Source organism: Pseudodesulfovibrio sp. 5S69 (genome assembly GCF_037094465.1).
Classification (GTDB): domain Bacteria; phylum Desulfobacterota; class Desulfovibrionia; order Desulfovibrionales; family Desulfovibrionaceae; genus Pseudodesulfovibrio; species Pseudodesulfovibrio methanolicus.
On sequence record NZ_CP146609.1, the window covers coordinates 2,244,802 to 2,271,445 of the forward strand.

Here is a 26,644-nt window from a genome sequence, read left to right on the forward strand (position 1 = left end):
TGGAACGCCGTATTCCCAGGAGAGACGATGGTTGACCCGGTAAGGCTCAGGGAGCGCATGGTGCGCGACCAGATTCAGGCGCGCGGCGTGACGGACGAGCGCGTACTTGCGGCCATGCGCGAACTGCCGCGCCATGTTTTCGTTGAGGAGGCCCTGGCCTACAAGGCCTACGGCGACGGGCCGCTGCCCATCGGCGAGGGACAGACCATCTCCCAGCCCTACATCGTGGCGCTGATGTCCGAGCTGCTCCAGGTGGAGCCGGGCATGAAGGTGCTGGAGATCGGCACCGGATCCGGCTACCAGGCGGCCGTTTTGGCCCACATGGGGGCCGAGGTCTACACCGTGGAGCGCATCAAGAAGCTCTTCCACGCGGCGCGCAAGCGGTTCATGGACATGCGCATGTTCTCGGTCAAGCTCAAGCTGGACGACGGGACCATGGGCTGGCCCGAGGAGGCCCCGTTCGACCGTATCATCGTCACGGCGGGCGGTCCCGAGGTGCCCGGCCCGCTGGTGGACCAGTTGGCCGACCCCGGTCGCCTGCTCATCCCGGTGGGCGGGTCCAGGCGCAGCCAGACCCTGGTCCTGGTGGAGAAGAAGGACGGCCGGGTCACCCGCGAGGACAAGGGCGGCGTGGCCTTCGTGGACCTGGTGGGCAGCCATGGCTGGTAGCGGGAGGGCGGCGTGAGCGGCGACAAAATGAATTTCAGGGCGGCCTTCATGGCCGCCCCCGGCCCGAGGTCCACGCGCGAGGCCGCCGTGCTCTGGCTCAAGGGGCTGTGCATGGGCGGGGCGGACATCATCCCCGGCGTGTCCGGCGGGACCATCGCCTTCATCACCGGCATCTATTCCCAACTGGTGGACGCCATCCGCTCCTTCGACGTCCTCTTCGTGCGCAGGCTGCTTCGCCTGGACCTGGCGGGCGCCTTGGCCGAAGTGCACGTCCGTTTCCTGGCCTGCCTGCTCTTCGGCATCCTGACCGCCGTCGTGACCATGGCCGGGGTCATGAACTACATGCTCAACAACCGGCCGGTGGAGATATGGTCCCTGTTTTTCGGGCTCATCGCGGCCTCCATATTCGTGGTCGGGCGGGAGATCAGGCCGCTGAACGCCGCGAATCTGTGTTTCGTCCTGCTTGGGGCCGTGGGCAGCTATCTGCTGGTGGGCATGATCCCGGTGTCCACGCCCGAGACGCTGTCCTTCATCTTTCTGTGCGGGGCCATCGCCATCTGCGCCATGATCCTGCCGGGCATCAGCGGGGCGTTCCTCCTGCTCATGCTGGGCAAGTACGAATATGTGACAAGGACCCTCAAGAATCCGTTCCTGTGGAATAATTTCGTGGTCATAGCGGCCTTCGCCGCCGGGGCGGTGGTGGGCATCGCCCTGTTTTCCAGGGTATTGCATTTCCTGCTCAGTCGCTGGCATGCGGCCACGGTGAGCGTGTTGACCGGATTCATGATCGGGGCGCTGCGAAAAGTCTGGCCCTGGAAAGAAGTCTTGGAATCGGCGGTCATTCGTGGGAAGATGCACGTGTTGAGGACGCAAAACGTCTTCCCCGACGGCTTCAGCGGGGAAGTGGTCCTGGCAATGGGCCTGTTCGTGGCGGGCGTGCTCGTCGTGGTCGTCTTGGAGCGGCTTTCGAACCGTGTGAAATGATTAGGTTCTCCTTAACGGGAGAGACAGATAAAGAGAGAAACGGATATGAGTGAGTGCAGTTCCGGCTCCTGCGGAGGCGGTGGCGACGGCAAGCCGAGCGCCAAGATGAAAATCCAGGACGAGATGATCAAATCCACCCTGGAAAAGATCAAGTACAAGCTGTTCATCATGAGCGGCAAGGGCGGGGTGGGCAAGAGCTCGGTCTCGGTCAACGTGGCCGCGGCCCTGGCCGCCGAGGGCTACAAGGTCGGCCTGCTCGACGTGGACATCCACGGCCCCTCGGTGCCGACCCTGCTCGGCATCTCCGGCACCCTGGACATCGACCGGGGGTCACTGATCCTTCCCAAGGAATACAATGAGAATCTCCACGTGGTCTCGATGGAGTCCCTGCTCAAGGACCCGGATCAGGCCGTGCTCTGGCGCGGCCCCATGAAGACCTCGGCCATCCGCCAGTTCATCTCCGACGTGCAGTGGGGCGAGCTGGACTTCCTGGTGGTCGACTCCCCTCCGGGCACCGGCGACGAGCCAATGACCGTGCTCAAGACCATCCCGGACGCCCTGTCCGTGGTGGTGACCACGCCCCAGGAGGTGTCCTTGTCCGATGTGCGCAAGTCCATCAACTTCCTACAGTACGCCAAGGCCCCGATCCTCGGCGTGGTGGAGAACATGAGCGGGCTGATCTGTCCGCACTGCCACCAGGCCATCGATCTGTTCAAGAAGGGCGGCGGCAAGGATCTGGCCGAGAAGTACGGCCTGGACTTCCTCGGGGCCATTCCCCTGGACCCGGCCACGGTGGTGGCGGGCGACCTGGGCACCCCGGTGGTCCTGCTGGAAGAGGACTCCTTTGCGAAACGTGCGTTCATCGAGTTGGCGGACACCATCGCGGCGGCCGCTCAGAGCAGTCTTGAGGCGGCCTCGACCACAAACACATAAGGCGGGAACGATGGACAAGAAGAAAGTTTTCAATCTTCCCAATTGCCTGACCATGGCCCGGATACTGGCGGCGCCCTTCATCGTGCTGCTGCTCTATTTCGAGATGTGGTTCCAATTCAAGTTCGGCTCCTATTTCGCCTTCGGCCTATACTTCCTGGCCTGCGTCACGGACTACTTCGACGGCAAGATCGCTCGCGAGCAGAACACCATCACCAACCTGGGCAAGTTCCTCGACCCCCTGGCCGACAAGCTGCTCATCGGCTCGGCCCTGATCATGCTGGTCAGGCTCGGGCCGGGGTGGGGCGTGCCCGCCTGGGTGGTGATCATCATCATCTGCCGCGAGCTGGCCGTGACCGGCATGCGCGCCATTGCCGCCGAGATGGGCGAGGTGGTGGCAGCGGACAGGCTGGGCAAGCTCAAGACCCTGACCCAGTCCTTGGCCGTGGGCTTCCTGATCTTCCATTACCCGCTGTTCGGCTGGGACCCGCGCCTCACGGGCAAGGTCCTGTTGTACATCGCGCTCGTCCTGACCGTGGTCTCGGGCGGCCATTACCTGTACAACTTCTACAAGAAGTGGATAGGCACCTCCGAGGGCTGATCAGGGAGACCGGAAACGTCCGGCCGAACGCGCCGGCCGAGTCTAGAAAAAATCGAGACCCGGCTCACAAGCACGGCTTTCCGCGCGACAACTGCTTGTCTCTACTGGGGAATTTCAAGGATGACAGGGGTGTTGTAACATGCTAGTTTTTGGTATTGCATAACTGTACAAGATCTCGGAAAAAGGGTTAATAAACGAAGAGAGACAAACATTTCTGAGAGATACCTATGTCGGATTCCAGCTCGGTCAAACATCTTGTCCGCATAACCAACTGCCTCCAGACCATTCTCGATCTCGAGTCACAGCTGGAGCAGTTGGAAAACGGCCATTCCCTTCTGGACGAATTCGCCGTGCTCAAGTCGTTCCTCGAAAAGATCGATGAAGTCGAGTTGAGCGAATCGGACGTGGAGCGCATTGAAACGGCGACCTCGAATTTCCTCAGGGAGTTGCAGGGGCCGCTGGCTCGTCGCAAGCCCCGGGCGAGGGCGGAGCGCAGGCTTCAGTAACCATGCGAGGAAGATTGATATTCGTGGTGCTGCTCGTGTCCATCAACCTTTTCCTGATGACCAGGTTGATATGGAGCGATCATGGAGTGTTCGCCTATCTGGAACTGAAGAACCGGTACGAGGTCCTTCGCAAGAAGATCGAGACCGTGGACGCCAGAAGCCTGGACCTGAGCCAGGAGATCCGCAAGCTCAAGTCGGACAAGGGCTACCAGGAGAAGGTCATTCGAGAAAAGATGAATTTTGTCAAGAAGGACGAATTGTTGTACATATTCCCGGATGAGAAGGACCAACCTCGCGGAGAAACCGCCGATGTGCAAGAAAATTGAATGGTATCAGGAAGTTCTCTCCCTGGAACCCGGCTCTCGGGTTTTCTTCCCTCTCGCCAAGCTGTTCGTGGAAAACGGACAGCCCGAGGACGCGGTCAAGACGCTGCGCCAGGGACTGGACAGACATCCCGATTACCTTGAGGCGCGCATGCTCCTGGTGGAGCTGCTGACCGAGCTCGACCGCGAGGCCGAGGTCCACGAGCAGTTGGAGCGGGTCATCAATCCCCTGCGCGACTATCCCGCGTTCTGGCGCGGCTGGGCTCGGAGCCTGCCCCCGGAACAGCGCGACCTGGCCGTCTTTCTGATGTTGGTGGCCTCCAATCTCTCCGGCGACATCATCAAGTGGACCGACGTGGTTTTCGAGGGCATCGGCACCCTGGCCGACCGGCTGGTGGGCGCGCCCTTGCCGCCCCCGGTGGACTGTCCCCCGCCTTTCAGGCTGCCCGAACGGGAGCGGCCGCATTTCGACGACGAGGCCGGTCGTCCGGACTTCCGGCCCGGCACCGGTTCCTTCCGGACCAAGACCATGGCCGACCTGCTGGCCTCCCAGGGGGACGTCGAGGGCGCACTTGAAATCTACCGGGATTTGTTGCAATCAACCATGTCCGACGAACGGCGCGCGGAACTGCAAGACCGGATCGTGCAGTTGGAGCGCGACCGGGACGGCGGAGGGCCGGACGGGGAAGCCGACGCCTTCAGCGTGCATGCCAAGAACCGGTTGATCAGCACGCTCGAAACCCTGGCCGCCAGATTCGAGGCCCGGGTCCAGAGCTAGCGAACCTGTAAGGGACGTTTCCGCCTCGCGGCGCGTCCATGCATGAAAGCGGGAATATGCGATACCTATTTTTGATCCTTCTGGCCACCGCCATGTTGCTCGGCGGCTGCGGCGTGTGGGACTCCACCGCCGAATATACCAAGGAAACCTGGCAGACCACGCGTGATTTCGTGGACCCGCCACCGGTCGTCGACACCGACAGCTACCAGTTCACCAACCCCAACCAGGAAAAGCTGGCCAAGCTCATCTCACCGGTCGACGGGCCGTTGACCTCCCTGATCCGGTTCGTGTCCGACACGGACACCATGCCCGGCATCGAGTGGCTCGACCTGCTCATGGCCCGCTTCCCGTGGGTCGACCGGGTCCTGGTCACGGACGAGGAGGGGACCATCATTTTCATGCAGCCCGAGCTCCCGGTGAAGCGCATCAGCAAACCGCTGGTCTTCGAGGGGGTCTGGCGGCAAGTCAGCCTGCTGACCGTGGTGGACTACTCCGATCTCGGTCCCGAGATGTACATCGGGAGGCCCTATTTCGAGGACGTTCGGTTCGGCGGGCTTATCGGCGTGGGGTTCGATCCCCGGTCGCTCATGCGACTGTGCCCGGCCCCCAAGGCCCTGATCATCATCCATCCCGGACACAACGTCTGGACTCTGGGTGCGGACGTGGACAAGAAGGCCCTGTTGGCCGTGGACTGGGAGGACATCCTCAAGAGCGAGGTCCACGGGCAGATCAGAGTTGGCAATCGGTATTACACCTGGTTGACCCGGTACGTGGGTAAGGACCAGTATATTTACGCTACGGAAAGCGTGGACCCAAACGCAGAGGGAAGCTGGTGGCCATTCTAGGGGCGCAAAACAACCGTGGGGGCAAGCAAATGTCGCAACAGGTAACCGTCACCGAGCACATCCTTCTGCACCAGAAGATGGTGCCGGGGGCAACCGGCCAGTTCACGCGACTCTTCAACGAACTCGTGCTTTCCGCCAAGATCATCGGCCGCGCCGTGAACAAGGCGGGGCTGGTGGACATTCTCGGCTTCACAGGCGACATCAACGTCCAGGGCGAGGAAGTCAAGAAGCTCGACGAGTACGCCAACCGCATCCTGATCCATCGGCTGGCCCGGTCCGGCGTGCTCTGCGCCATGGCCAGCGAGGAGAACGCGGACATTATCGAGGTGCCCGAGTCCCTGCCGCGCGGCGAGTACATCATCATCTTCGACCCCCTGGACGGTTCCTCCAATATCGACGTCAACGTCAATATCGGGACCATCTTTTCCATCTTCAAGCGCAAGAGCGACCCGGACGCCGCGCTGATGTCCAGCGACGTGCTGCAACGGGGCAGCGAACAGGTGGCCGCGGGCTACGTGCTCTACGGCTCCTCGACCATGCTGGTCTTTACCTGCGGCGACGGGGTGCACGGCTTCACCCTGGACCCGAGCGTGGGCGAATTCCTGCTCTCGCACCCGAACATCCGCATCCCGGAGCAGGGCAAGATCTACTCGGTCAACGAGGGGTACGAGCGGTATTGGGACCGCCACACCAAGAAGGCCCTGGCCTATTTCAAGTCGCCCAAGAACGCCCTGCGCAAGCCGTACTCGGGCCGGTACATCGGCTCCCTGGTGGCGGATTTCCACCGCAACCTGCTCTACGGGGGCATCTTCATGTACCCCGCCGATCTGCGCGACCCCAAGAAGCCCACGGGCAAGCTCCGGCTGACCTGCGAGTGCAATCCCATGGCTTTCCTCGCCGAACAGGCGGGCGGCATGGCCGTGGACGGCGTCAATCGGGTCATGGACATCGAGCCCGACCACCTGCACCAGCGCATTCCCTTCTTCTGCGGCTCGCGCAACGACGTCCAGGTGGTCCAGGAAATCTTCGAATCCGAGTCCCGGAGAAAGAAGAACCGCTGATGCTCATCCTCGGTATCGAGACCTCCTGCGACGAAACCGCCGTGGCCCTGGTCCGTGACGGCCGACTGCTGGGCCAGGAGCTGGCCACCCAGGTGGACACGCATGCCCTGTTCGGCGGCGTGGTTCCGGAGATCGCCTCGCGGGAGCACCTGCGCGTCCTGCCCCGGCTCTACCGGGAACTCATGCGCACGACCCGCGTCGATGTCGGGGACCTGGACGGCGTGGCCGTGGCACGCGGCCCCGGCCTGCTCGGCAGCCTGCTGGTGGGCGTGAGCTTTGCCAAGGGGTTGAGCCTGGCGTGCGGCGCGCCCCTGATCGGTGTCAACCACCTCTGGGCGCATCTGCTCGCGCCCGGGCTGGAAGGGGAGCTTGCGTTCCCGGCCCTGGGGCTGCTGGTCTCGGGCGGGCACACCCACACCTACCTGGTCGAGTCGCCCACGGAGTTTACGCTGCTCGGGCGCACTCTGGATGACGCGGCCGGGGAGGCTTTTGACAAGACTGCGAAAATGTTGAATTTTCCATACCCGGGCGGACGCTATATCGACGAGCTCGCCCAGGAGGCCGAGCCGGACACGGACCTGTTCCCCCGGCCGTATATCGACAACCCGACCCTGGATTTCAGCTTCAGCGGGCTCAAGACCGCGGTGGCCAACTACGTGGCCGACCACTCGGAACTGGTCTTCGAGACCATGGCCGATCCGCAGGCCGTGGCCGACCTGCCCGCAGAGCGGCGGGCCGCCCTGGCCCGGGTCTGCGCCTCCTTCAACTGGAGCGTGGCCGACACCCTGCGCATCAAGGTGGAGCGCGCCCTGAAACAGGCGGGCGAGGTCAGGAGCCTGATCGTGGCCGGTGGCGTGGCCGCCAACACGGGCGTGCGCGAGGCCATGCGGGGCGTGGCCGAGGGCCACGGGATCGGGCTGACCCTGCCCGGACTGTCTCTGTGTACGGACAACGGAGCCATGATCGCCCATGCGGGCTGGCTGCTCGCCGAGGCAGGATATCGGCACGGGCTCGACCTCGAAGCGATACCCCGTGGGCGTATCGTTCCGTTGGACTGGGAGCGGGTGTGACGGGCGTGAAAATTCCCGCCACTCCTTGACAGTAGGGTACATGCGGACCTATTTTAAATAAATTGCGAAAACAATTGCGGCATGACGCCGCTCCGGCGCTGCCGGACCCCGAGAATACAAAGGCCGTTGGCCGAGTAAAAAAAGGAGTACTTCATGGCGAACCAGATCACCGACGGTAGTTTTGAGCAGGACGTTCTGCAGAGCGACATCCCGGTCCTTATTGATTTCTGGGCCCCCTGGTGCGGCCCCTGTCGTGCCATGGGTCCCGTCATCGACGAGCTGGCCGAGGAATTCGACGGTCAGGTCAAGATCGTCAAGATGAATGTCGACGAGAACTCCGCCACTCCCGGCAAGTACGGTATCCGCGCCATCCCCACCCTGATTCTGTTCAAGGGCGGAGAAGTCGTCGACCAATCCACCGGTGCCGTTTCCAAGAGCAGCATCAAGGAAATGATCACGAAAAAGGCGCTGTAATCGATGAAATCTTATGACGCCGTAGTCATAGGGGGCGGCCCGGCAGGAATGACGGCTGCCCTTTATCTTTTACGGTCCGGAGTAAAGACCGCCATGGCCGAGAAGCTGTCCCCCGGCGGGCAGGTTCTGATGACCTCGGAGATCGAGAATTACCCCGGTTTTCCCAAGGGGCTCCAGGGGTGGGAATTGGCTGACAAGTTCGCCAACCATCTTGAGGACTACGACCTCCACCGAATCAACGACGAGGTCCGCGAAATCAAGGTAGGTTCTCCCTGGCACACCATTGTGGTGGGCGACGAGGAGGTCCGGGCCAAGTCCGTGGTGCTGGCCACCGGTTCCCGGTACCGCAAGCTCGGCGTACCCGGCGAGGAACGCCTGCTCGGGCGCGGCGTGTCCTATTGCGCCCTGTGCGACGGAAACTTCTTCCGTGACCGGGACGTGGCCGTCATCGGGGGCGGCAACTCCGCCCTGGAGGAGGCCCTGTACCTGGCCCGCCTGGTGAACAAGGTCTACCTCATCCACCGGCGCGAGGATTTCCGCGGCCATATCTGCTACCAGAACAAGTGCTTCGCCAACGAGAAGATCAAGGTCATCCGCAACAAAGTGGTGGAAGAAGTCCTGGGCGACAGCGACGTGGAGGCCCTGGCTCTGCGGGACGTGTGCAACGGCGAGCAGACCCGGCTTGAACTCGACGGCGTCTTCATCTTTGTCGGGTTCGAACCGATCATCGATTTCGTTCCCAAGGAGATCGAGATGGAGCCCAACGGCGTCGTGACCGACGTGGAGATGCGCACCAACGTGCCCGGCATCTTCGCGGCCGGCGACATCCGGGCCAAACAGTGCCGTCAGGTGGCCTCCGCCGTGGGCGACGGGGCTACCGCCGCCACAGCCGCCTTTTCCTATCTTGAGCAACTGGACTAGGAGTCCCCATGCGTCGAATATTGGCCCCCGTCCTTGTCGTCGTCCTGTTGTCCCTTTCGGGGTGCATCTGGATCGACAGCTATTTTCTGCCTCCGCCCGAGGATACGGCCCAGGAGCTGTACGAGGCGGGCATGGCGGCAATGGACCAGAAGGAATACGGGGACGCCCAGGATTACTTCTCGAAGCTCAAGGACCGCTTCCCGTTCAGTCCGTACTCGCTCAAGGGCGAACTGGCGTTGGGAGATGCCTACTTCCTGGATGAGGACTACCTGCACGCCCTGGATTCGTACAAGGAATTCGAGGCACTGCATCCCAGCAACGAAAACATTCCCTATGTGTTCTACCAGATCGCCAACACCGATGTGTCCATGTTCAAGACCATCGACAGGCGGCAGGAGAATATCAAGGAGGGGCTGGAGTATCTCTACCGCCTGGTGGAGACCTATCCGAAGTCCAAGTACGTCAAGCCGGCCAAGGAAATGATCCTCAAGAGCCGCCGCATCCTGGCTGAGCACGAGATATTCGTGGCCGACTTCTTCTGGCGTACGGACCAGTTCGGCCCCGCTTGGCATCGCTACCAGTACGTGGTGGAGAACTTTTCGGATATCCAGGACCTGCGCGACTACGCCATGAAGCGGGCCGAATACTCCTACTTCGAGTACCAGAAGACCCTGTCCGAGGGCGAGCGAGAGCGCGTCCAGGGGAGTTGGAAGCTCTGGCTCAAGCAGTGGCTCTAGGCCCTGCCCAACCCTTCAACCGCTGGCCGTTTCCATGCCCGACCCCGCATTGTCCCTGCCTGATCTGATCGGCGAGTCCCTGGTGGACGACGCCCTGTTCGCGGCGGCCTACGAGGAGTCCTCGGACCGGGAACGCGCCCTGATGAAGACCTGCATCGCCCGGCTGTACGACTGGTACGGCCCGCGCAAGGATACGGCCTGCGAGGTTGCCCGGCGCTGGCGCGGTGGTTTTTCCTCGGTGGCAAGGGTTGCGCCCGCGGATTGCGCCCTGGTCCTGTTCGACGATTCCTTCGTTTCCCCGGCACGGCTGCTGGCCGCGCTGGTGCCCGCCATTGCCTGTGGCGTGCCGAACGTCCTGGCCGTTCGCGTGGACGGCCGGGGGAAATGGCCGCGCGCGCTGCTCACGGCCATGGAATTGGCCGGGCAGGAACTGGTGGCCGACCTGACCGGGGAGGGCGTCTTCCATTTGCTCGACGACCTGGCCGGGGCCGGGGCGAGCGTGGCGGTCGTGGACCTGGCCGGACGGCCCGGCCTGCGCGCCGGACGGAGCAGAGTGGCCGTACACAGACCGGCCTTCGACCGTAGCGCCGTACTCTTTTCGGATGACCGGGAGCCGTTCGATCTCGATGCCCTGGCCTTCGTTCATCCCGACATCGCGTTCACCGCGTTCGGGGCCGACGTCCCCCTGCCCGGCGGCTTCGTCCGGGGCGGGGCCGATTTCCCGGCCTTTCTCGATGCGGTCCGCGACGCGGCATTCGTCCCTTCCGACCGGATCGGCGACGCCCTCGACCGCGCCCGGCTCGTCTTCGGGCCCGGCCAGGAAGGGGGCTGGGTCTGGCCGGAACTGCATCCCGGTTTTTTCCTTTTTCACCGTACCGCCTGGACCATCGGAGACTGATCGTGAGCAAGAGCAACGCCCCCTCGGCGAAGGTTCTCGGCAACCTCCGCAATATCGGCATCATCGCGCACATCGATGCCGGAAAGACCACGCTGACCGAGAGAATTCTCTATTACTCCGGACGGATTCACCGTATCGGGGAGGTCCATGAGGGCACGGCTACCATGGACTTCATGCCCGAGGAACAGGAGCGCGGCATCACCATCACCTCGGCCGTGACCTCCTGCCAGTGGGACCCGTGCATGATCAACATCATCGACACGCCGGGCCACGTGGACTTCACCATCGAGGTGGAGCGCTCCCTGCGCGTACTCGACGGAGCCGTGGGCGTGTTCTGCGGGGTCAGCGGCGTGGAGCCGCAGTCCGAGACCGTCTGGCGGCAGTCCGAGTCCTATCACGTGCCCAAGCTGGCCTTCGTCAACAAGATGGACCGGCTGGGCGCGGACTTCGAGGGCGTGCTCGACGACATCGTCCGCAAGCTGCGGGCCAACCCGGTGGCCGTCCAGTATCCGGACGGCGAGGGCCAGGACTTTTCCGGCGTCTTCGATCTGGTGACCATGGAGCGGCTCGAGTTCGACCAGGGAGCCAGCGGCGCGACCTACACCCGTACCCCGGTCAGCGAGGACCAGGCCGCCATGCTCTCGCCCTGGCGCGAAAAGCTCATCGAGGCCGCCGCCGAGGAGGACGAGGAAATCCTCGACCTGTACTTGTCCGGCGAAAACGTGCCTGCCGACAAGATTCACGCGGCCCTGCGCAAGGCCACTCTGGCGCGCCGGATCGTGCCCGTGCTGGTCGGTTCGGCGCTCAGGAACATCGGTGTGCAGCCGGTGCTCGACGCGGTCTGCCGTTATCTGCCGAGTCCTCTCGACGTTCCGCCCGCCACCGGCGTGGATCCGGTCACGCACAAGAAAAAGCATTTCGAGGTCTCGCCCAAGGAGCCCCTGTCCGCCCTGGTCTTCAAGGTGGCCATGGACTCCGGCCGCAAGCTGGCCATGATGCGCATCTATTCGGGGCGCATCGAGGCGGGCGGGACCGTGTACAACGTCACCCAGGACCAGGACGAGCGCGTGGCCCGGCTGTTCCGGCTGCACGCGGGCCGCAAGGAGAAGATCGACGCGGCGTTCGCGGGCGACATGGTGGCCGCGGCGGGAATGAAGTTCGCCCGAACCGGCGACTCCCTGTGCGACAGGGAATCGCCCATCATCCTGGAGCAGATCGCGGACTACAAGCCGGTCATCTCCCTGGCCATCGAGCCGCGCAACACCGAGGAGGGCGACAAGCTCGACGAGGTCCTGGAAAAATATCTTCTGGAAGACCCGACCCTGGACCTGACGCACGACGAGGACACGGGCCAGATCATCCTGTCCGGCATGGGCGAACTGCACCTTGAGGTCGTCCTGGAGCGGCTCGGGCGCGAGTACAAGCTCGAACCACGGGCGGGCAAGCCCCAGGTAGTCTACCAGGAAACCATCGGCGCCAAGGGGTCGGGCAAGGGCCTGTTCAGCCGCGAGCTGGGCGAGGTCATGCACTTCGGCGCGGTGGAGCTTTCCGTGGAGCCGCTGCCGCGCGACAAGGAGCGGACCATCTCCTTCGAGGTGGACACCGAGGCCTGGCCCGCCGCCTGGCTGGAAGCGGTGGAGGACGGCATCACCGACGGGTTGCAGAGCGGCGTGATCCGGGGCTACCCGGTGCAAAATGTCCGCGTCCGGGTGCTCGGCCTGGAGCGGCGGGAGGGCGAGTCGAGCCCGGTGGGCTATCGTATGGCCTCGGCCATGGCCCTGAAGGAGGCGTTGGCCAACGCCGATCCCAAGCTCATGGAGCCGATCATGTGGGTCGAGATTTCCGTGCCCGAGGAGTTCGTCGGCGACGTGGTCGGCCTGCTCGGCTCCAAGGGGGCCAAGATCGAAAACATGATCGACCGAGCAGGGCTCAAGATCGTCCAGGGGTTGGCCCCGCTGGGCAGGCTGTTCGGCTTTTCCACCGACCTGCGGTCGGCCACCCAGGGCCGCGCCGGGTTCCTGATGAAATTTTCACGTTTTGATGTCTTGGAGTGAGTCTTGACCGCGAGGACTCTTCGCAGGACGCCCCCGGACAAGCCGCCCAGAAGGTCCTTCAGGGAGTGGTGGAAGGGCAGCAAGCGCTGGATGCGGTACTGGTACCTGCGTCTCATGCGCCAGAATTCGTCGCCCAAGAATCTGGCCGCCGCCTGCGCCCTGGGCATGTTCATCGGCGCGCTGCCCATCATCCCGTTCCAGTCCGTGGTGGTCATCGCCCTGGCCTTCCTCTTGCGGGTCAACAAGCTGGCCGCCTGGGTGGCCACCTGCTACTCCAACGCGGCCACCATGGTCCCGTTCTACTATTTCCTCTTCCGCGTGGGCCAGTCGGTCACGCCTTTCCAAAATGTGGCCTTCGATCCCGACAAGCTTCGCATGGTCGACATGATCCATGCGGGCTGGCAGGTCTTCGGGGTCATGTTCGCGGGCGGACTGGCCTTCGGCATCCCGGCCACCATCGTCACCTATTTCTTTTCCCTGTTCGCCATCCGCCGCTACCGCAGGCGCCGGGCCGTCCGCATCCTGCGCAAGCGCGAGGAATAGTCCGCAGCTCGGCTTTTGCCTTCCACCGCGAAACGAAACGGGTTTTTGCGGCCTATAATTGCCAATACCCTCAAAGAGGGGTAGTGGTGGCCCGGTATATGTTTTCCAATTTGCCATCCACCACATCGCACGGGAGCAGATGAATGCCGGTACGTCCACTGGGTAGAATGGTCTTGGCGGGATTGGTCGTGTGCGGGGTATTCGCCGTCGCAACCTTCCGGGAAGGTTGGCTGTTTTATGGTCTGGCGGCCGGTTGCGCCATGCTCGTCTGCATTGCGATAGGCTCCGGCGAGGAGTGGTCCGGGAACCGGCTGAAGGCGGCCCTCGGGCGGCTGGCCGAGGGCGGGGAGCTGTCCGAAGAAGACGGGCATTTGCTCGGCGGCGCGCTGGGCCCCCTGGCCGAAGGGCTGGCCGTCCGGCGCGAGGAGGCGGCGTATTTCGAACGGGCCCTGCGCGCACTGGGCAGTCCCGCGCTGGTCTGCGATGCCGAGGGGCACGTCCGTCTGGCCACCCGGTCCCTGCTCAAACTACTGCGCAGGTCCGAGGAACAGGTGGTCGGCCAGACCGTCGGCCGGGCTCTCTACGACCGCGACAGGGGCTCGGTGACCGAAAAGGCCCTGCGCGACAAAAAGCCCGTGGCCGAGATCCTGGACCTCAATCTGTGGGACGGGCGGACCCTTCCGGTCCAGCTTTACGTGAATATCATCTACGACGCATCGGGCGCGGCCCTTGGCGCGGCGACTTCCTTCCTCGACCTGTCCGACCAGGCGGCCCGCCAGCGGGAGATCGAGGAGCAGCGCGAGCGCATGAAACAGGCGGGCGAGCGCATCAGCGGCCTGGCGGAGCACGTTGCCTCGGCCACGGAGCTGCTCTCCGCCTCGGCCGACGAGCAGGCCCAGGGCGCGCAGAAGCAGCGCCGTCAGACCGCTTCGGTGGCCGCCTCCATGGAGGAAATGACCGGCACGGTGCTGGAAGTGGCCCGCAACGCCACGGTGACCAGCGAGGCTGCGGGCGAGGCCAATACCTCCGCCGCCGAAGGCGTGTCCATGGTCAGCGACGCGGTTTTGGCCATCAACCAGGTGGCCGAATCGGCCCGCCAGCTCGGCCGGGAGATCGGCGAGCTGGATTCCCAGGCCGGGGCCATCGGCCAGATCATCAACGTCATCAACGACATCGCGGATCAGACCAACCTGCTGGCCCTGAACGCAGCCATCGAAGCGGCCCGGGCGGGCGATGCGGGCCGCGGCTTCGCCGTGGTCGCCGACGAGGTCCGCAAGCTGGCCGAAAAGACCATGGATGCCACCAAGGAGGTGGAGAAAGCCATCATCGCCATCCAGGCACGGTCCAAGGACGCCACCAGCTCCATGCAGGCCACGGCGGCCAAGGTAGATGAGAGCACGGCCCTGTCCAACCGCGCGGGCGAGGCCCTGCAACGGATCATGGACAATATCGGCGACATGGTGAAGCGGGTCGCCCAGATCGCCACCGCCGCCGAGGAGCAGTCCTCGGCCGCCGAGGGGATTATGCGCAGCGTGGAGGACATCGCCTCCATCGCCGAGGATGCGGACGAGGCCGCCGGACAGGCTGCCGGGGCCACGCGCGAGATGGCCGAATTGGCCAGGGAGCTGCTGAGCGTGTCCAGGGAGTTCGGCAGCGGGAAATCCCCATCCGGCGACAAACTGCGCCGGTCCGAAGGGCAGATGAAGGGCGTCCTGCCCAAGCTGGCCCAGGAATACGTGCGCAAGACCCTCGGCGACAAGCTCTACGCGGCCATGCAGGAGGAGATGGGCAACCCGGTCTTCCTGCCGGGGGACAGCTACCCCGACCAGGCCCTGCGCCAGATGGCCGAGTTCGCGGCCGCGAAAGCCGGGCTGACGGTCCGGGAGTTCTTCATCGGCCTGGGCCGGTATACGGTGGTCCGCTTCAACGAACTCTATCCTGGCTACTTCAAGAAGGATTCGCTCAAGGCGTTCTACCTGCGCATGAACGACGTCCACGCCCAACTGACCAAGGCCCAGCCGGGCATCAAGCCGCCCAAGTTTACCTATGAGGACAAGGGCGACGTCCTGTTTATGAACTACCGTTCGAGTCGGGGATTGTTCGAGTATTTCGAAGGAATCCTGCTCGGAGCGGCGGATTTCAAGGGCGAACGGGTGGAGATCGCCGTGAAGCCCTTTGACGAGCAATCGGCCCGGGCCGAGATCAAATTCCTGGGAACCAAATAATCTCGCCGTTTCGGAAAAGATTATAATGGTCTATTCCGCTCTTTCCGGATGATATACTGTCAGTACGCCGCAAGTGGCCAACCTAATCGATTCATGCTGTTGAATGTATGCGAATCCGACGTGAGGAGAGTGGCGGAATGTCAGGAGACGACCTGAACAGGCAGATATTCAAGGAGGAGGCCTACGACCTCCTGATCGAACTCGAGGGAGCCCTGCTCGAACTCGAGGAAGCTCCGGACGACATGGATCTGGTCAACCAGATATTTCGGGCCCTGCACACCATCAAGGGGTCCGGCTCCATGTTCGGGTTCGAGGAGATCGCCGCGTTCACCCATGAGGTGGAGACGGTTTTCGACATGGTGCGCAACGGCGACTTGCAGGCCACTCCGGTCCTGTGCAGCCTGGCCCTGCGTTCCCGCGATCAGATCCGGGCCATGCTCGACGCCGAGGATGACGAGCCCGTGGCCCCGGAAACCATGCAGGATATCCTCGACAGCCTGCGGGCCTTTGTCGAAGGGACCAACGAGGCGGCCGAGGCCGGCTCCGTTCAGGCCGTCCCGGACGAAGAGCCCGAAGCAGAGCCCGAGCCCGAAACCGGTCCGGATGCCGAACCCGGCGCAGATCTTCACCGTTATACCATTACCCTGCGGCCCTTGGGCGGCTCCGTGGATGCGGACGCCGTGGAGGGGTTTTTTGAGGAGCTGGAACGGCTGGGGACTCTCAAGATCGAGTCGGGGCACCGCGACACCGGCCAGGGCTGGGAACTGTCCCTGGAGACCGAGGCCGCCCAGGACGACGTCCAGGACGTGTTCTTCTTCCTGGACGCGGACCTCAAGGTGAAGGTCGAGGAGGCGGGAGCCCCTTCCGCGCCGGAACCGGCCCCTTCCGAGCCTCAACCCGCGGCGGAACCGGCCCCGGCCGAGCCCCCCCAGGCAGGGGAGACCCGGCGGGAGAGCGGCCCGGCCACGTCGGTGTCCAGCTTCGCGGACGACGAGGATACTGTCCGCATTCCCATGATCGGCGAGATGCTCGTGGAGAGCGGCGACCTGACCTATGCGGACGTGGCCGAGGCCCTGACCTCCCAGAAGGGTGGCGTGGACAAGCCGTTGGGCCAGATCCTGACCGAGTCGGGCAAGGTCCCGGCGGACAAGGTCAGCAACGCCGTCAAGCGGCAGGGCGAGGTCCGGGAAAAGGTGGTCCACAAGAAGCGCCAGGAAGCCCTGAGCAGCATCCGCGTGGCCGCCGACAAGCTGGATTATCTGGTGGACCTAGTGGGCGAACTGGTCATTGTCCAGGCGCAGATCACCCAGGTGGTCAGCGAGAAGCACGATTCGGCCCTGACCCTTCTGGCCGAGGAACTGGAGCGTCTCAGCGACGAACTGCGCGATTCCACACTCGGCATCCGGATGCTGCCCATCGGCACTTCCTTCAGCAAGTTCCGCCGGTTGGTGCGCGATCTTTCGGCCGACCTGGGCAAGCAGATCACCCTGTCCACCAGCGGGGCGGAGACCGAACTGGACAAGACGGTCATCGAACGGCTGGGCGACCCGCTGGTCCACCTGCTGCGCAACTCCATCGACCACGGCATCGAGCAGCCCCAGGAACGCCAGGCCAAGGGCAAGCCGCCGCAGGGCACCATCATGCTGTCCGCCGAGCATTCGGGTGGCGAGGTGCTCATCCGCATCACCGACGACGGCAAGGGGATGAGCAGCGAGATGATCCGCGAGAAGGGCATCGAGCGCGGCCTGATCACCAAGGACGCCGAGTTGACCGAGAAGGAACTGCTCAAGCTCATCTTCGAGCCCGGTTTCTCCACCGCCAAGGTCGTGACCAGCGTGTCCGGCCGGGGCGTGGGCATGGACGTGGTCAAGCGGGCCATCGACTCCCTGCGCGGGACCATCGACATCGACTCCAAGCCGAACGCGGGCACGACCATCACCATCCGCCTGCCCCTGACACTGGCCATCATCGATGGGTTGCAGGTCCGGGTGGAGGACGAATACTACGTCATCCCCCTGTCCCTGGTGGAGGAGTGCGTGGAACTCTCCCGCAGCGAGGTCGAGGAGGCCGGCTCCGAGCAGCGCATTCTGCACCTGCGCGGCGAGATCGTCCCGTATATCCACATTCGCGAATGGTTCAACATCGAGGGCGAGAACCCGCCCATCGAACAGATCGTCATCACCGGCGTAGAGGGAAGCCGCGTCGGCATCGTGGTGGACACGGTCATCGGCGAGCACCAAACCGTCATCAAGAGCCTCGGTCGCGTCTACAAGGACGTGGAAGGCATCTCGGGCGCGACCATCAAGGGCGACGGTTCCATCGCGCTCATTCTGGACGTGCCCAGCCTGGTGCGCCGGGTCATTGCAGAATCCAGATAGCATTTCAAGAGGTTACAAATGCGCAAGATTCGAGTTCTCATCGTCGACGATTCCGCCGTTGTCAGGCAGACTCTCGAGGACATCCTTTCGTCCGATCCCCAGATCGAGATCATGGGAACGGCCGTGGACCCCTACGTGGCCGCCGAGCGGCTCAAGAAGGAAGTCCCGGACGTCATCACCCTGGATATCGAGATGCCGCGCATGGACGGATTGACCTTCCTGCGCAAGATCATGAAGCAGCGGCCCATCCCGGTGGTCATTTGCTCGTCCGTGGCCGGCGAGGGCACCACCACGGCGCTCAAGGCCCTGGAATACGGGGCCGTGGAGATCATCACCAAGCCCAAGGTGGGCACCAAGAAATTTCTTGAAGAGGCGAAAATTCGCCTCATCGACAAGGTCAAGGCCGCGGCCATGGCCGGGACCCGGCCCATCCGTCCCACGGCCCCGCCGGTCCAGGTCAAGCCCAAGCTCAGCGCGGACGCGGTCATCCCGGCCGGCAAGCCCGTGGCCCTCTCGCGCACGGAAAAGGTCTGCCTGGTGGGCGCGTCCACGGGTGGCACCGAGGCGTTGCGCGTCTTTCTCGAGGCCCAGCCCGAGAACTGCCCGCCCATCGCCATCGTCCAGCACATGCCGGAGCATTTCACGGCGGCCTTTGCCAACCGTCTCAACGGCATCTGCCGGATCAACGTCAAGGAGGCCAAGGACGGCGACGCCCTGATGCGCGGCCTGGCCCTGGTGGCGCCGGGCGACAAGCACATGCTGCTCAAGCGCACAGGGAACAAGTATTACGTCGAGGTCAAGGACGGCCCTCTGGTCTCCCGGCACCGGCCCTCGGTGGACGTGCTGTTCCGTTCCGGAGCGCGCTACGGCGGGGCCAACGTGGTGGCCGCCATCATGACCGGCATGGGCGACGACGGGGCCAAGGGGATGAAGGAGCTCAAGGACGCCGGGGCGTACACCATCGCCCAGGACGAGGCGAGCTGCGTGGTCTTCGGCATGCCCCAGGAGGCCATCAAGCAGGGCGGCGTGGACAAGATTCTGTCCCTGGAAAAGATCGCGCCGGAAATTGTTCGGGCCTGCGGCTGAGGCCGCGGGAAGGGATAGGGCCAACGGATGCGCCCCGGCGGGAATTTTCCCGCCGGGGCGCCTTCTTTCGTATCGTGAAAGCATCGCGCCGTTGGCGCGAAATCGGCTATTTTTCGTTCATCCTGCTGTGGCGATAGGCGATGACGTCCACGGCTTCCTTGGTGACCATGCCTTCCTTGAGCATGGTGTCGAGCTTGTCGAGCAGGGGCAGGAGCTTTTCCGGGTGGTCCACGACTTCCACGACCACCGGCAGGTCCTCGGAGAGGCGCAAAATCTTGCTGGTGTGGATCAGACTGTTGGCGCCGAAGCCCATCAGTCCCCGGTAGACCGTGGCCCCGGCCAGGCCCATCTTGCGCGCCTCGCGAACGATGGCGTCGGCCAGCGGCTGCCCGTCGAACTTGTCATCCTCGCCGATGTAGATTCTGATTCGTTCAGCTTTTTCGAGCAATTTCATGGCGTTCCCCCTAGTATTGGGTTAGAGCAGGCGGCCCAGGGCGATGCCGGTCAGGACCAGGGCCAGTCCGGCCACGGACTGGCCGACCACGTTGACCAGGGCCATGGCCATCTGCGCGGACTTGACCAGAGTGGCGGTCTCGAACATGTAGGTTGAGAAGGTGGTGAACGCGCCCATGAACCCGGTCAGGACCAGGAGCCGGACTTCGCTGCCGGGCAGCAGCCGGTTCTCGAAAAATCCCCAGACCGCGCCGAAGAGCAGGCAGCCCGCCATGTTGACGGCAAACGTGCCCGCCGGGAAGGATCCGCCCGCCATGCGCTGGACCACGCCCGACAAATAATAACGGGCAAGGGCTCCGGCGGCCCCGCCCAGAGAAATATAGAGAATTTTGGTCAGCATTTCGATATCCTTGAGCAGGGTATATCAACACAAGGAGAGAAAGCCAATGGCGCTGGAGTGCGAATTGAAATATCTGGAGGCCGACCTGGCCGACCTGGCCGAGCGGCTGCGCCTGGCCGGGGCCGAGACCACGGGCCGCTACTTCGAGGCCAACACCGTCTTCGACCGGCCCGATCGTTCCCTGAAGCGGGACGGCATCCTCCTGCGCCTGCGGGAGAAGCAGGGCCATACGGTGCTTACGGTCAAGCATCCTCCCGAGGCTCCCGAGCCCTCGGCCCTCAAGATTTTCGAGGAGATCGAGACCGGGGTGGACGACGGCGCGGCCCTGGCCGAAGCTCTCGGTGTCCTGGGGTTCGCTCCCGTCTTCCGCTACGAGAAGGTCCGGGAGAAGTGGCGGTATATGGACTGTGTCATCTGCCTGGACCGGCTTCCCTTCGGGGAGTTCGTGGAGATCGAGGGCGACGAGGCGCGGGTCCTGGCCTGCGCCGCCGGGCTCGGCCTGAACGCGGCCTGCACCACCAAGGCCACCTACCACGGCCTGAATATCGAGTACCGCGTGGCGAAGGGGCTGGAACCCGACGAGAATTTCGTGTTCGAGCCCGGCGAGCGGGCGGCCCTGCTGGACGAACTTGAGAAACTTTGACCGTCGGCCCTCGACAGCCGGGTAAAAGGAATTTATATTGGGAGCTAGGAAATACAAAGGATTGGTGGATTCGAACCGTTATGAGCGACCCTTTTACCGGGGACCGTTTCGATTCGGAGCTCCTTGGCCAACACGAGGCCAAGGAACCGAAAAAGTATAAGGTCCTGTTGCATAATGACGATTACACGACCATGGACTTCGTGGTCGAGGTTTTGGTGCGCGTCTTTCACCGGACAGAGGCGCAGGCGACGGCCATCATGCTCTCCGTGCATAACCAGGGGTACGGAGTGTGCGGCGTGTACACCGCCGAAGTGGCCGAAACAAAGGTGGACCTGGTGCACCGGCTGGCCAAAAGCGCGGGTTTCCCGCTCAAGTGCAGCATGGAAGGTGAATAGAATATGACGATGCTGAGCAAGGAACTGGAAAGTGCGTTGACCTCCGCGGTCAATGAGGTGAAGCGTCGGAACCACGAGTTCCTGACGCTCGAACACCTGCTGTACGCCATCTCCATTGAGGAGCAGGGCGAGGAGATCCTCGAGGCCTGCGGCGCGGAGATGGAACGGCTCAGGGACCAGCTCGGGCGGTTCTTCGTGGAGAACGTGGAGGCTCTGCCCGAAGGCACCGAGTCCGAAGTCATCCAGACTCTGGGCGTGCGCCGCGTGTTGCAGCGCGCCGTGTGGCAGAAAAAGGCCTCGGGCAAGAACACCGTGGAGGTGGGCGATGTGCTGGCCGCCATGTTCGACGAGGAGGATTCCTACGCGGTCTACTTCCTGCGGACCCACGATGTGTCCCGGCTCGATATTTTGGAGTTCATCTCGCACGGCATGTCCATGAGCGAGGACTGGAACGACCTGGGCGACGACCAGCCGTCCAAGGCCGATCCCCTGGACGGCCGGCCCGGCGAAAAGAAGAGCCCGCTCAAGGAGTTCACGGTTAACTTGACCGACCGGGCGTCCCACGGGCTCATCGACCCGCTCATCGGCCGGACCATGGAATTGGAACGGACCATCCAGGTCCTGTCCCGCCGCCGCAAGAACAACCCCATCTTCGTGGGCGACCCCGGCGTGGGCAAAACCGCCATGGCCGAGGGGCTGGCCCTGATGATCGTCGAGGGCAGGGTGCCCAAGGAGTTCATCAACGCCGAGGTCTACAGCCTGGACATGGGGTCGCTGCTGGCGGGCACCAAGTACCGGGGCGACTTCGAGGCGCGGCTCAAGGGGGTCCTGGCCGAGCTCAAGCAGAATCGCGACGCCATCCTGTTCGTGGACGAGATCCACACCATCGTGGGCGCGGGGTCGGTCTCGGGCGGGTCTATGGACGCCTCGAACATCCTCAAGCCCCTGTTGCAGTCCGGAGAGATCCGCTGCATCGGCTCGACCACCTTCGAGGAATACAAGAACCATTTCGAAAAGGACCGCGCCCTGTCGCGCCGGTTCCAGAAGATCGAGATCAACGAGCCCACCGTGGAGGAGACCATCGCCATCCTCAAGGGGCTCAAGCCGCACTACGAGCAGTTCCACGGGGTCAACTACACCCACTTCGCCCTCAAGGCGGCGGCCGAACTGTCCGAGCGGCACATCACCGACCGGTTCTTGCCGGACAAGGCCATCGACGTCATGGACGAGGTCGGGGCGCTGTACAAGCTCTCCGGCCGGCCGCGCAAGGGCGACCGCATCAAGGTTGCCGACGTGGAGAAGGTCGTGGCCCGCATGGCCCGTATCCCGGCGCGCAGGCTGACCATGTCCGACCGCGAGCGGCTCAAGAGCCTTGAAAGCGACCTCAAGTCCGTGGTCTTCGGCCAGGATGAGGCCGTGGCGGCATTGGCCAAGTCCATCAAGCGCTCCCGTGCGGGCATGCGTCAGGCGGGACGTCCTGTGGGCAGCTTCCTGCTGACCGGCCCCACCGGCGTGGGCAAGACCGAACTGGCCCGGCAATTGGCCGCGGTGCTCGGCATCGGCTTTTTGCGCTTCGACATGTCCGAGTACATGGAGAAGCATGCCGTGGCCCGGCTCATCGGCGCGCCTCCGGGCTACGTGGGCTTCGACCAGGGCGGACTCCTGACCGAGGGTGTGCGCAAGAAGCCGCACTGCGTGGTTCTGTTCGACGAGATCGAGAAGGCCCACCCCGACGTCTTCAACATCCTGCTCCAGGTCATGGACTACGCCACCCTGACCGACAATAACGGGCGTAAGGCGGACTTCAGGCACGTCATCCTGCTGATGACCTCCAACGCGGGCGCCCGCGAGATGTCCAAGGGCGCCATCGGCTTCAAGCGCGACGAGAATTCCGACCGCAAGGGCGAGGCCATGAAGGCGCTGGAGCAGCTCTTCAGCCCCGAGTTCCGCAACCGGCTCGACGCCACCGTGACCTTCCACTCCCTGGAGAAGCCGATCATGGAGCGCATCGTGGACAAGTTCATCAAGGAACTCAACGACCAGTTGCAGGACCGCCGCGTGGTGGTCGCCCTGACCGACGCGGCGCGGGCACGGCTGGCCGAACTCGGCCATGACGCCACTATGGGCGCGCGTCCCATGGGCCGGGTCATCCAGACCGAGATCAAGGACGTCATCGCGGACGAACTGCTCTTCGGCACCCTGACCAAGGGCGGGGTGGTCACCGTGGACGTGGCCGCCAAGAAAAAGAAGTCCAAGAAGATTCCGGTGGTCGGCGAATCCGGAGAATTCGCGTTTTCCTTCGACGTCGTCGGAACCAAACAATAGCCAGGACAGGGGGCGGCGCGGGCCGCCCCCTTTTTTACAGCCCATGACCATCTATCGCCTGTTCGACGAACCCGTGTTTCCCGACCCGGAAGAGGCCGATCCGGACGGACTGCTCGCCGTGGGCGGCGACCTCTCCCCCCAACGGTTGCTGAACGCGTACGCCAACGGCATCTTCCCGTGGTACGCTGAAAATTCCCCCATCCTGTGGTGGTCCACCAATCCAAGGCTGGCGCTTGTCCCCTCGGAGCTGCACGTGCCGCGCAGCCTGCGCAGGATGCTCAACAAGGGGGTTTTCACCTTCACCCTGGATACCCGGTTCGAAGCGGTCATCCGGCGCTGTGCCTGCTGCCCCAGGCCCGAACAGGAGGGCACCTGGATCGTGGACGAGATGATCGAGGCCTACACCCTGCTGCACCGGCTGGGCTACGCGCACAGCGTGGAGGCATGGCAGGGCGACGACCTTGTGGGCGGACTGTACGGCGTGTCGCTCGGCTCCATTTTTTACGGGGAGTCCATGTTCTACAACGTGCCGGACGCCTCCAAGGCGGCCTTTGCCGTGTTCGTGGAGCAGTTGCGCAAATGGGAGTTCACGCTCATCGACTGCCAGCAGACGACCCGCCATCTCCTGCGCTTCGGCGCGCGGGAGTTCCAGCGGTTCCGCTTCATGTCCATGATCCGCGAGGGGATGAACGCGCCCCCCCTCGAAGGGATGTGGCGGTTCGACGATCAGGCTTGACCCCGGCTCAGTCCTCGTTCACCAGGGGGAGGTGCCGGCTCAGGTCGAAGTATCCCTTGAGAGGGAAGTCTAGGGGATAACTCGGGATTTTTTTAAACTCGATGAAACCGGCGTCCTTGCCCGGTTGGACCTCGGTGAACCCGGCCAGCCCGGCCGGAACCGGGAAGTCCAGCGGGTTGGACCGGATGGCCGTAAGCCTTGTGGAATACTGTTCTTTCAGGTAATTGACGATGAGATCGCGCTCGTCGGCCGTGAAGGACTCCAGGATGACCTTGCGGCCCTCCGGCAGAACGGTTTTCGGGGCGGAGGGGGCCTGCTCGATCAGCCCGGTGTAGTCCGATTCCGATTCCTCGGATCGGTTCCAGCGGGAGCGGAACAGGTGTACCTCGACGTCGCGCCTGCCCTTGAAACTCCTGATGACCATGGACAGGGAGTAGGCTCGCTGGCAGGGCAGGGGGGAGGCGGGGGTGTTGATGGAGATATCCATAGCGCTGACTCCGGTTCGCGGTTACAGGTTTTTTATAGTTACTTACGTGTTTTGGCGGGCCAGCTCAAGCCCGGGTGTGAAAGAATGCCGGATTTTAAACTTGTCAGCGAATATACCCTCAAGGGCGACCAGCCCCAGGCCGTGGCCGAGCTCATCGCCGGGCTGAACGCCGGCGTGCGCGATCAGGTCCTGCTCGGCGCCACGGGCACGGGCAAGACCTTCACCATGGCCAACGTGGTGGCTCAATTGAACCGCCCGGCCCTCATCCTGGCCCCGAACAAGACCCTGGCCGCCCAGCTCTACACCGAGTTCAAGGGGCTGTTCCCGGATAATGCGGTTGAATACTTCGTCAGTTATTACGACTATTACCAGCCCGAAGCGTACATGCCGCACTCGGACGTGTACATCGAGAAGGATTCGTCCATCAACGACGACATCGACAAGATGCGCCACTCGGCAACCCACGCGTTGCTGACGCGCCGGGACGTGCTCCTGGTGGCCTCCGTGTCGTGCATCTATGGCTTGGGCTCGCCCGATTTCTACGCCAAGATGGTCATCCCCGTGGAGGAGGGCCAGACCATGGCCATGGATTCCCTGCTCGGGCGGCTGGTGGAGATCCACTACGAGCGCAACGACTACGACTTCCACCGCAGCAGCTTCCGAGTGCGCGGCGATGTAGTCGAGATTATCCCGGCCTACAGCCGGGAGAAGGCGCTGCGCATCGAGTTCTTCGGCGACGAGATCGACTCCATCACCGAGACCGACCCGCTGACCGGTGAGGTCAAGGACCGGCTGCGCAAGACGGTCATCTACCCCGGCTCGCACTTCGTGTCCGACCGTGACAACGTAGACCGGGCCATCAACGACATCCGGGACGAACTCCAGTCCCGGCTGGCGTACCTCAAACGCAACAACAAGCTGGTCGAGGCACAGCGGCTGGAACAGCGGACCATGTACGACCTCGAGACCATCGAGGAGTTGGGCTACTGCAACGGCATCGAGAACTACTCGCGCCACCTGGACGGGCGCGTGGAAGGCCAGCCGCCGTCGACCCTGCTCGACTATTTCCCGGACGATTTCATCCTCTTCGTGGATGAGTCGCACATCGCCCTGCCCCAGGTGGGCGGCATGTACCGGGGCGACCGTTCGCGCAAGACCACCCTGGTGGACTTCGGTTTCCGCCTGCCTTCGGCCCTGGACAACCGGCCGCTCAACTACGAAGAGTTCCAGGAGCGCATCCACCAGGCGGTCTACGTTTCGGCCACGCCCGGCCCGCTGGAGCTGGACCTGGCCCAGGGCGTCGTCGTGGAGCAGATCATCCGGCCCACCGGGTTGCTGGATCCGGAGATCGAGGTGCGCAAGACGCAGGGACAGATTGACGATTTGCTGGCGGAGTGTAAGAAGAGGCAAGCAAAGGACGAGCGGGTCCTGGTGACCACGTTGACCAAGCGCATGGCCGAGGACCTGAACGACTACCTGAACCAGATGGGCGTCCAGGCCAAGTACCTGCATTCGGATATCGACACGCTCGAGCGCATGGCCATCATCAAGGCGCTTCGGGAAGGCGAGTTTTTTGTCCTGGTGGGCATCAACCTCCTGCGCGAGGGGCTGGATATTCCCGAGGTCTCCCTGGTGGCCATCCTGGACGGCGACAAGGAGGGCTTCCTGCGCTCCACGCGCTCGCTCATCCAGACCTTCGGCCGGGCCGCCCGCAACGCGGGCGGACGGGTCATCCTGTATGCGGACAAGGTCACGGACTCCATGGCCGCGGCCATGGGCGAGACCGAGCGCAGACGGGAGAAGCAGCAGGAGTACAACCTGGAGCACGGCATCACGCCGACGACCATCCGCAAGAAGGTGGACAACCTCTTCGGGGAACTCACGGGCCACGCCGACAAGGGGGCAACCGTGGCCAGGGCCGCCGAGGACGGCGTGGACTACGGCGCGGACCAGAAGACGCTGAACAAGACCGTCAAGCGGCTGGAGCGGGAGATGCGCGAGGCCGCCAGGGAACTCGAATTCGAACGGGCCGCGGAACTCCGGGACCGCATCGCCCGGATTCGCGAGCGCATGCTGGAGTTGGGGTAAGGGATGAAGGGTACATTTCATCGACGGATGTTGC

At 63.6% G+C, this 26,644-nt stretch carries 27 protein-coding genes; 24 read left to right on the forward strand and 3 right to left on the reverse strand.

Translation table 11 applies throughout. The features are described from left to right. Positions 1-27: 27 nt before the first annotated feature. From V8V93_RS10595 to V8V93_RS10685, 19 genes are all read left to right on the forward strand, one after another. Positions 28-669: a protein-L-isoaspartate(D-aspartate) O-methyltransferase gene (locus V8V93_RS10595; protein ID WP_338666640.1), complete on the forward strand. Its 642-nt coding sequence runs from the start codon at positions 28-30 to the stop codon at positions 667-669. 12 nt (positions 670-681) lie between these two features. Next, complete coding sequence (locus tag V8V93_RS10600) at positions 682-1,653, forward strand: DUF368 domain-containing protein (protein WP_338666641.1); 972 nt, start codon at positions 682-684, stop codon at positions 1,651-1,653. A gap of 45 nt (positions 1,654-1,698) precedes the next feature. Beyond that, positions 1,699-2,586: an Mrp/NBP35 family ATP-binding protein gene (locus V8V93_RS10605; RefSeq protein ID WP_338666642.1), complete on the forward strand. Its 888-nt coding sequence runs from the start codon at positions 1,699-1,701 to the stop codon at positions 2,584-2,586. Between the two features lie 10 nt (positions 2,587-2,596). Next, positions 2,597-3,184 carry a CDP-diacylglycerol--glycerol-3-phosphate 3-phosphatidyltransferase gene (gene pgsA / locus V8V93_RS10610; protein ID WP_338666643.1) on the forward strand — a complete coding sequence of 196 codons (588 nt, stop codon included), beginning with the start codon at positions 2,597-2,599 and terminating at the stop codon, positions 3,182-3,184. 227 nt (positions 3,185-3,411) lie between these two features. Continuing rightward, entirely contained in the window at positions 3,412-3,690 is a 279-nt protein-coding gene (locus tag V8V93_RS10615; protein ID WP_338666644.1) for a hypothetical protein, read from the forward strand. 2 nt (positions 3,691-3,692) lie between these two features. Continuing rightward, positions 3,693-4,016 carry an FtsB family cell division protein gene (locus V8V93_RS10620; protein WP_338666645.1) on the forward strand — a complete coding sequence of 108 codons (324 nt, stop codon included), beginning with the start codon at positions 3,693-3,695 and terminating at the stop codon, positions 4,014-4,016. Continuing rightward, complete coding sequence (locus V8V93_RS10625) at positions 4,000-4,791, forward strand: tetratricopeptide repeat protein (RefSeq protein ID WP_338666646.1); 792 nt, start codon at positions 4,000-4,002, stop codon at positions 4,789-4,791. Before V8V93_RS10620 ends, V8V93_RS10625 begins: the two co-directional genes overlap by 17 nt. 56 nt (positions 4,792-4,847) lie before the next feature. Beyond that, complete coding sequence (locus tag V8V93_RS10630) at positions 4,848-5,636, forward strand: hypothetical protein (RefSeq protein ID WP_338666647.1); 789 nt, start codon at positions 4,848-4,850, stop codon at positions 5,634-5,636. A gap of 29 nt (positions 5,637-5,665) precedes the next feature. Beyond that, the gene (gene fbp / locus V8V93_RS10635) at positions 5,666-6,697 is read left to right on the forward strand and encodes a class 1 fructose-bisphosphatase (protein WP_338666648.1); all 1,032 of its coding nucleotides are present in this window, start codon (positions 5,666-5,668) and stop codon (positions 6,695-6,697) included. Next, positions 6,697-7,767, forward strand: coding sequence for a tRNA (adenosine(37)-N6)-threonylcarbamoyltransferase complex transferase subunit TsaD (gene tsaD / locus V8V93_RS10640; protein ID WP_338666649.1), 1,071 nt, complete (start codon positions 6,697-6,699; stop codon positions 7,765-7,767). Before fbp ends, tsaD begins: the two co-directional genes overlap by 1 nt. Positions 7,768-7,920: 153 nt before the next feature. Next, positions 7,921-8,241 (forward strand): thioredoxin, encoded by a 321-nt coding sequence (gene trxA / locus V8V93_RS10645; RefSeq protein WP_071547203.1) that lies wholly within the window; start codon positions 7,921-7,923, stop codon positions 8,239-8,241. A gap of 3 nt (positions 8,242-8,244) precedes the next feature. Then, positions 8,245-9,162 carry a thioredoxin-disulfide reductase gene (trxB, locus tag V8V93_RS10650; protein WP_338666650.1) on the forward strand — a complete coding sequence of 306 codons (918 nt, stop codon included), beginning with the start codon at positions 8,245-8,247 and terminating at the stop codon, positions 9,160-9,162. An 8-nt stretch (positions 9,163-9,170) separates the two neighbouring features. Then, positions 9,171-9,899, forward strand: a complete 729-nt coding sequence (locus tag V8V93_RS10655; protein ID WP_338666651.1) for an outer membrane protein assembly factor BamD — start codon at positions 9,171-9,173, stop codon at positions 9,897-9,899. A gap of 34 nt (positions 9,900-9,933) precedes the next feature. Beyond that, positions 9,934-10,797 (forward strand): hypothetical protein, encoded by an 864-nt coding sequence (locus tag V8V93_RS10660; RefSeq protein ID WP_338666652.1) that lies wholly within the window; start codon positions 9,934-9,936, stop codon positions 10,795-10,797. A 2-nt stretch (positions 10,798-10,799) separates the two neighbouring features. Further along, positions 10,800-12,851, forward strand: a complete 2,052-nt coding sequence (fusA, locus tag V8V93_RS10665) for an elongation factor G (RefSeq protein ID WP_338666653.1) — start codon at positions 10,800-10,802, stop codon at positions 12,849-12,851. A gap of 3 nt (positions 12,852-12,854) precedes the next feature. Then, positions 12,855-13,394: a DUF2062 domain-containing protein gene (locus tag V8V93_RS10670; protein WP_338666654.1), complete on the forward strand. Its 540-nt coding sequence runs from the start codon at positions 12,855-12,857 to the stop codon at positions 13,392-13,394. 260 nt (positions 13,395-13,654) lie between these two features. Continuing rightward, on the forward strand, positions 13,655-15,619 hold the full coding sequence (locus tag V8V93_RS10675) for a methyl-accepting chemotaxis protein (RefSeq protein ID WP_338666655.1): 1,965 nt from the start codon (positions 13,655-13,657) through the stop codon (positions 15,617-15,619). Positions 15,620-15,756: 137 nt separating this feature from the next. Beyond that, the gene (locus tag V8V93_RS10680) at positions 15,757-17,997 is read left to right on the forward strand and encodes a chemotaxis protein CheA (protein ID WP_338666656.1); all 2,241 of its coding nucleotides are present in this window, start codon (positions 15,757-15,759) and stop codon (positions 17,995-17,997) included. A gap of 18 nt (positions 17,998-18,015) precedes the next feature. Then, positions 18,016-19,083, forward strand: a complete 1,068-nt coding sequence (locus V8V93_RS10685; protein WP_338666657.1) for a protein-glutamate methylesterase/protein-glutamine glutaminase — start codon at positions 18,016-18,018, stop codon at positions 19,081-19,083. 106 nt (positions 19,084-19,189) lie between these two features. On the opposite strand, the gene V8V93_RS10690 is transcribed toward V8V93_RS10685, so the two are convergent. Both V8V93_RS10690 and crcB read right to left on the reverse strand, forming a co-directional pair. After that, positions 19,190-19,537: a DUF190 domain-containing protein gene (locus V8V93_RS10690; RefSeq protein WP_338666658.1), complete on the reverse strand. Its 348-nt coding sequence runs from the start codon at positions 19,535-19,537 to the stop codon at positions 19,190-19,192. 21 nt (positions 19,538-19,558) lie between these two features. Next, positions 19,559-19,936, reverse strand: a complete 378-nt coding sequence (gene crcB / locus V8V93_RS10695; protein WP_338666659.1) for a fluoride efflux transporter CrcB — start codon at positions 19,934-19,936, stop codon at positions 19,559-19,561. A gap of 46 nt (positions 19,937-19,982) precedes the next feature. Between crcB and V8V93_RS10700 the strand changes: the two genes are divergently transcribed. From V8V93_RS10700 to aat, 4 genes are all read left to right on the forward strand, one after another. Beyond that, positions 19,983-20,579 (forward strand): class IV adenylate cyclase, encoded by a 597-nt coding sequence (locus tag V8V93_RS10700; protein ID WP_338666660.1) that lies wholly within the window; start codon positions 19,983-19,985, stop codon positions 20,577-20,579. A gap of 80 nt (positions 20,580-20,659) precedes the next feature. Further along, the gene (gene clpS / locus V8V93_RS10705) at positions 20,660-20,974 is read left to right on the forward strand and encodes an ATP-dependent Clp protease adapter ClpS (RefSeq protein WP_338666661.1); all 315 of its coding nucleotides are present in this window, start codon (positions 20,660-20,662) and stop codon (positions 20,972-20,974) included. A gap of 9 nt (positions 20,975-20,983) precedes the next feature. Beyond that, a complete protein-coding gene (gene clpA / locus V8V93_RS10710) occupies positions 20,984-23,299 on the forward strand; it encodes an ATP-dependent Clp protease ATP-binding subunit ClpA (RefSeq protein WP_338670183.1) in 2,316 nt (771 codons plus the stop codon). Positions 23,300-23,342: 43 nt separating this feature from the next. Continuing rightward, positions 23,343-24,035, forward strand: a complete 693-nt coding sequence (gene aat / locus V8V93_RS10715; RefSeq protein ID WP_338666662.1) for a leucyl/phenylalanyl-tRNA--protein transferase — start codon at positions 23,343-23,345, stop codon at positions 24,033-24,035. 7 nt (positions 24,036-24,042) lie between these two features. On the opposite strand, the gene V8V93_RS10720 is transcribed toward aat, so the two are convergent. Next, positions 24,043-24,522, reverse strand: coding sequence for a hypothetical protein (locus V8V93_RS10720; protein ID WP_338666663.1), 480 nt, complete (start codon positions 24,520-24,522; stop codon positions 24,043-24,045). A gap of 84 nt (positions 24,523-24,606) precedes the next feature. On the opposite strand from V8V93_RS10720, the gene uvrB reads away from it, so the two are divergent. After that, positions 24,607-26,610: an excinuclease ABC subunit UvrB gene (gene uvrB / locus V8V93_RS10725; protein ID WP_338666664.1), complete on the forward strand. Its 2,004-nt coding sequence runs from the start codon at positions 24,607-24,609 to the stop codon at positions 26,608-26,610. The last annotated feature ends 34 nt before the right edge of the window (positions 26,611-26,644 follow it).

Excerpts from the sequence above, each read along its gene's own strand:
- V8V93_RS10595 (WP_338666640.1), top strand. The coding sequence starts at position 28 with ATGGTTGACCCGGTAAGGCTCAGGGAGCGCATGGTGCGCGACCAGATT.
- V8V93_RS10605 (WP_338666642.1), top strand. The coding sequence starts at position 1,699 with ATGAGTGAGTGCAGTTCCGGCTCCTGCGGAGGCGGTGGCGACGGCAAG.
- pgsA (WP_338666643.1), top strand. The coding sequence starts at position 2,597 with ATGGACAAGAAGAAAGTTTTCAATCTTCCCAATTGCCTGACCATGGCC.
- V8V93_RS10615 (WP_338666644.1), top strand. The coding sequence starts at position 3,412 with ATGTCGGATTCCAGCTCGGTCAAACATCTTGTCCGCATAACCAACTGC.
- V8V93_RS10620 (WP_338666645.1), top strand. The coding sequence starts at position 3,693 with ATGCGAGGAAGATTGATATTCGTGGTGCTGCTCGTGTCCATCAACCTT.
- V8V93_RS10625 (WP_338666646.1), top strand. The coding sequence starts at position 4,000 with ATGTGCAAGAAAATTGAATGGTATCAGGAAGTTCTCTCCCTGGAACCC.
- V8V93_RS10630 (WP_338666647.1), top strand. The coding sequence starts at position 4,848 with ATGCGATACCTATTTTTGATCCTTCTGGCCACCGCCATGTTGCTCGGC.
- fbp (WP_338666648.1), top strand. The coding sequence starts at position 5,666 with ATGTCGCAACAGGTAACCGTCACCGAGCACATCCTTCTGCACCAGAAG.
- tsaD (WP_338666649.1), top strand. The coding sequence starts at position 6,697 with ATGCTCATCCTCGGTATCGAGACCTCCTGCGACGAAACCGCCGTGGCC.
- trxA (WP_071547203.1), top strand. The coding sequence starts at position 7,921 with ATGGCGAACCAGATCACCGACGGTAGTTTTGAGCAGGACGTTCTGCAG.
- trxB (WP_338666650.1), top strand. The coding sequence starts at position 8,245 with ATGAAATCTTATGACGCCGTAGTCATAGGGGGCGGCCCGGCAGGAATG.
- V8V93_RS10655 (WP_338666651.1), top strand. The coding sequence starts at position 9,171 with ATGCGTCGAATATTGGCCCCCGTCCTTGTCGTCGTCCTGTTGTCCCTT.
- V8V93_RS10660 (WP_338666652.1), top strand. The coding sequence starts at position 9,934 with ATGCCCGACCCCGCATTGTCCCTGCCTGATCTGATCGGCGAGTCCCTG.
- V8V93_RS10675 (WP_338666655.1), top strand. The coding sequence starts at position 13,655 with ATGCTCGTCTGCATTGCGATAGGCTCCGGCGAGGAGTGGTCCGGGAAC.
- V8V93_RS10680 (WP_338666656.1), top strand. The coding sequence starts at position 15,757 with ATGTCAGGAGACGACCTGAACAGGCAGATATTCAAGGAGGAGGCCTAC.
- V8V93_RS10685 (WP_338666657.1), top strand. The coding sequence starts at position 18,016 with ATGCGCAAGATTCGAGTTCTCATCGTCGACGATTCCGCCGTTGTCAGG.
- V8V93_RS10690 (WP_338666658.1), bottom strand. The coding sequence starts at position 19,537 with ATGAAATTGCTCGAAAAAGCTGAACGAATCAGAATCTACATCGGCGAG.
- crcB (WP_338666659.1), bottom strand. The coding sequence starts at position 19,936 with ATGCTGACCAAAATTCTCTATATTTCTCTGGGCGGGGCCGCCGGAGCC.
- V8V93_RS10700 (WP_338666660.1), top strand. The coding sequence starts at position 19,983 with ATGGCGCTGGAGTGCGAATTGAAATATCTGGAGGCCGACCTGGCCGAC.
- clpS (WP_338666661.1), top strand. The coding sequence starts at position 20,660 with ATGAGCGACCCTTTTACCGGGGACCGTTTCGATTCGGAGCTCCTTGGC.
- clpA (WP_338670183.1), top strand. The coding sequence starts at position 20,984 with ATGCTGAGCAAGGAACTGGAAAGTGCGTTGACCTCCGCGGTCAATGAG.
- aat (WP_338666662.1), top strand. The coding sequence starts at position 23,343 with ATGACCATCTATCGCCTGTTCGACGAACCCGTGTTTCCCGACCCGGAA.
- V8V93_RS10720 (WP_338666663.1), bottom strand. The coding sequence starts at position 24,522 with ATGGATATCTCCATCAACACCCCCGCCTCCCCCCTGCCCTGCCAGCGA.
- uvrB (WP_338666664.1), top strand. The coding sequence starts at position 24,607 with ATGCCGGATTTTAAACTTGTCAGCGAATATACCCTCAAGGGCGACCAG.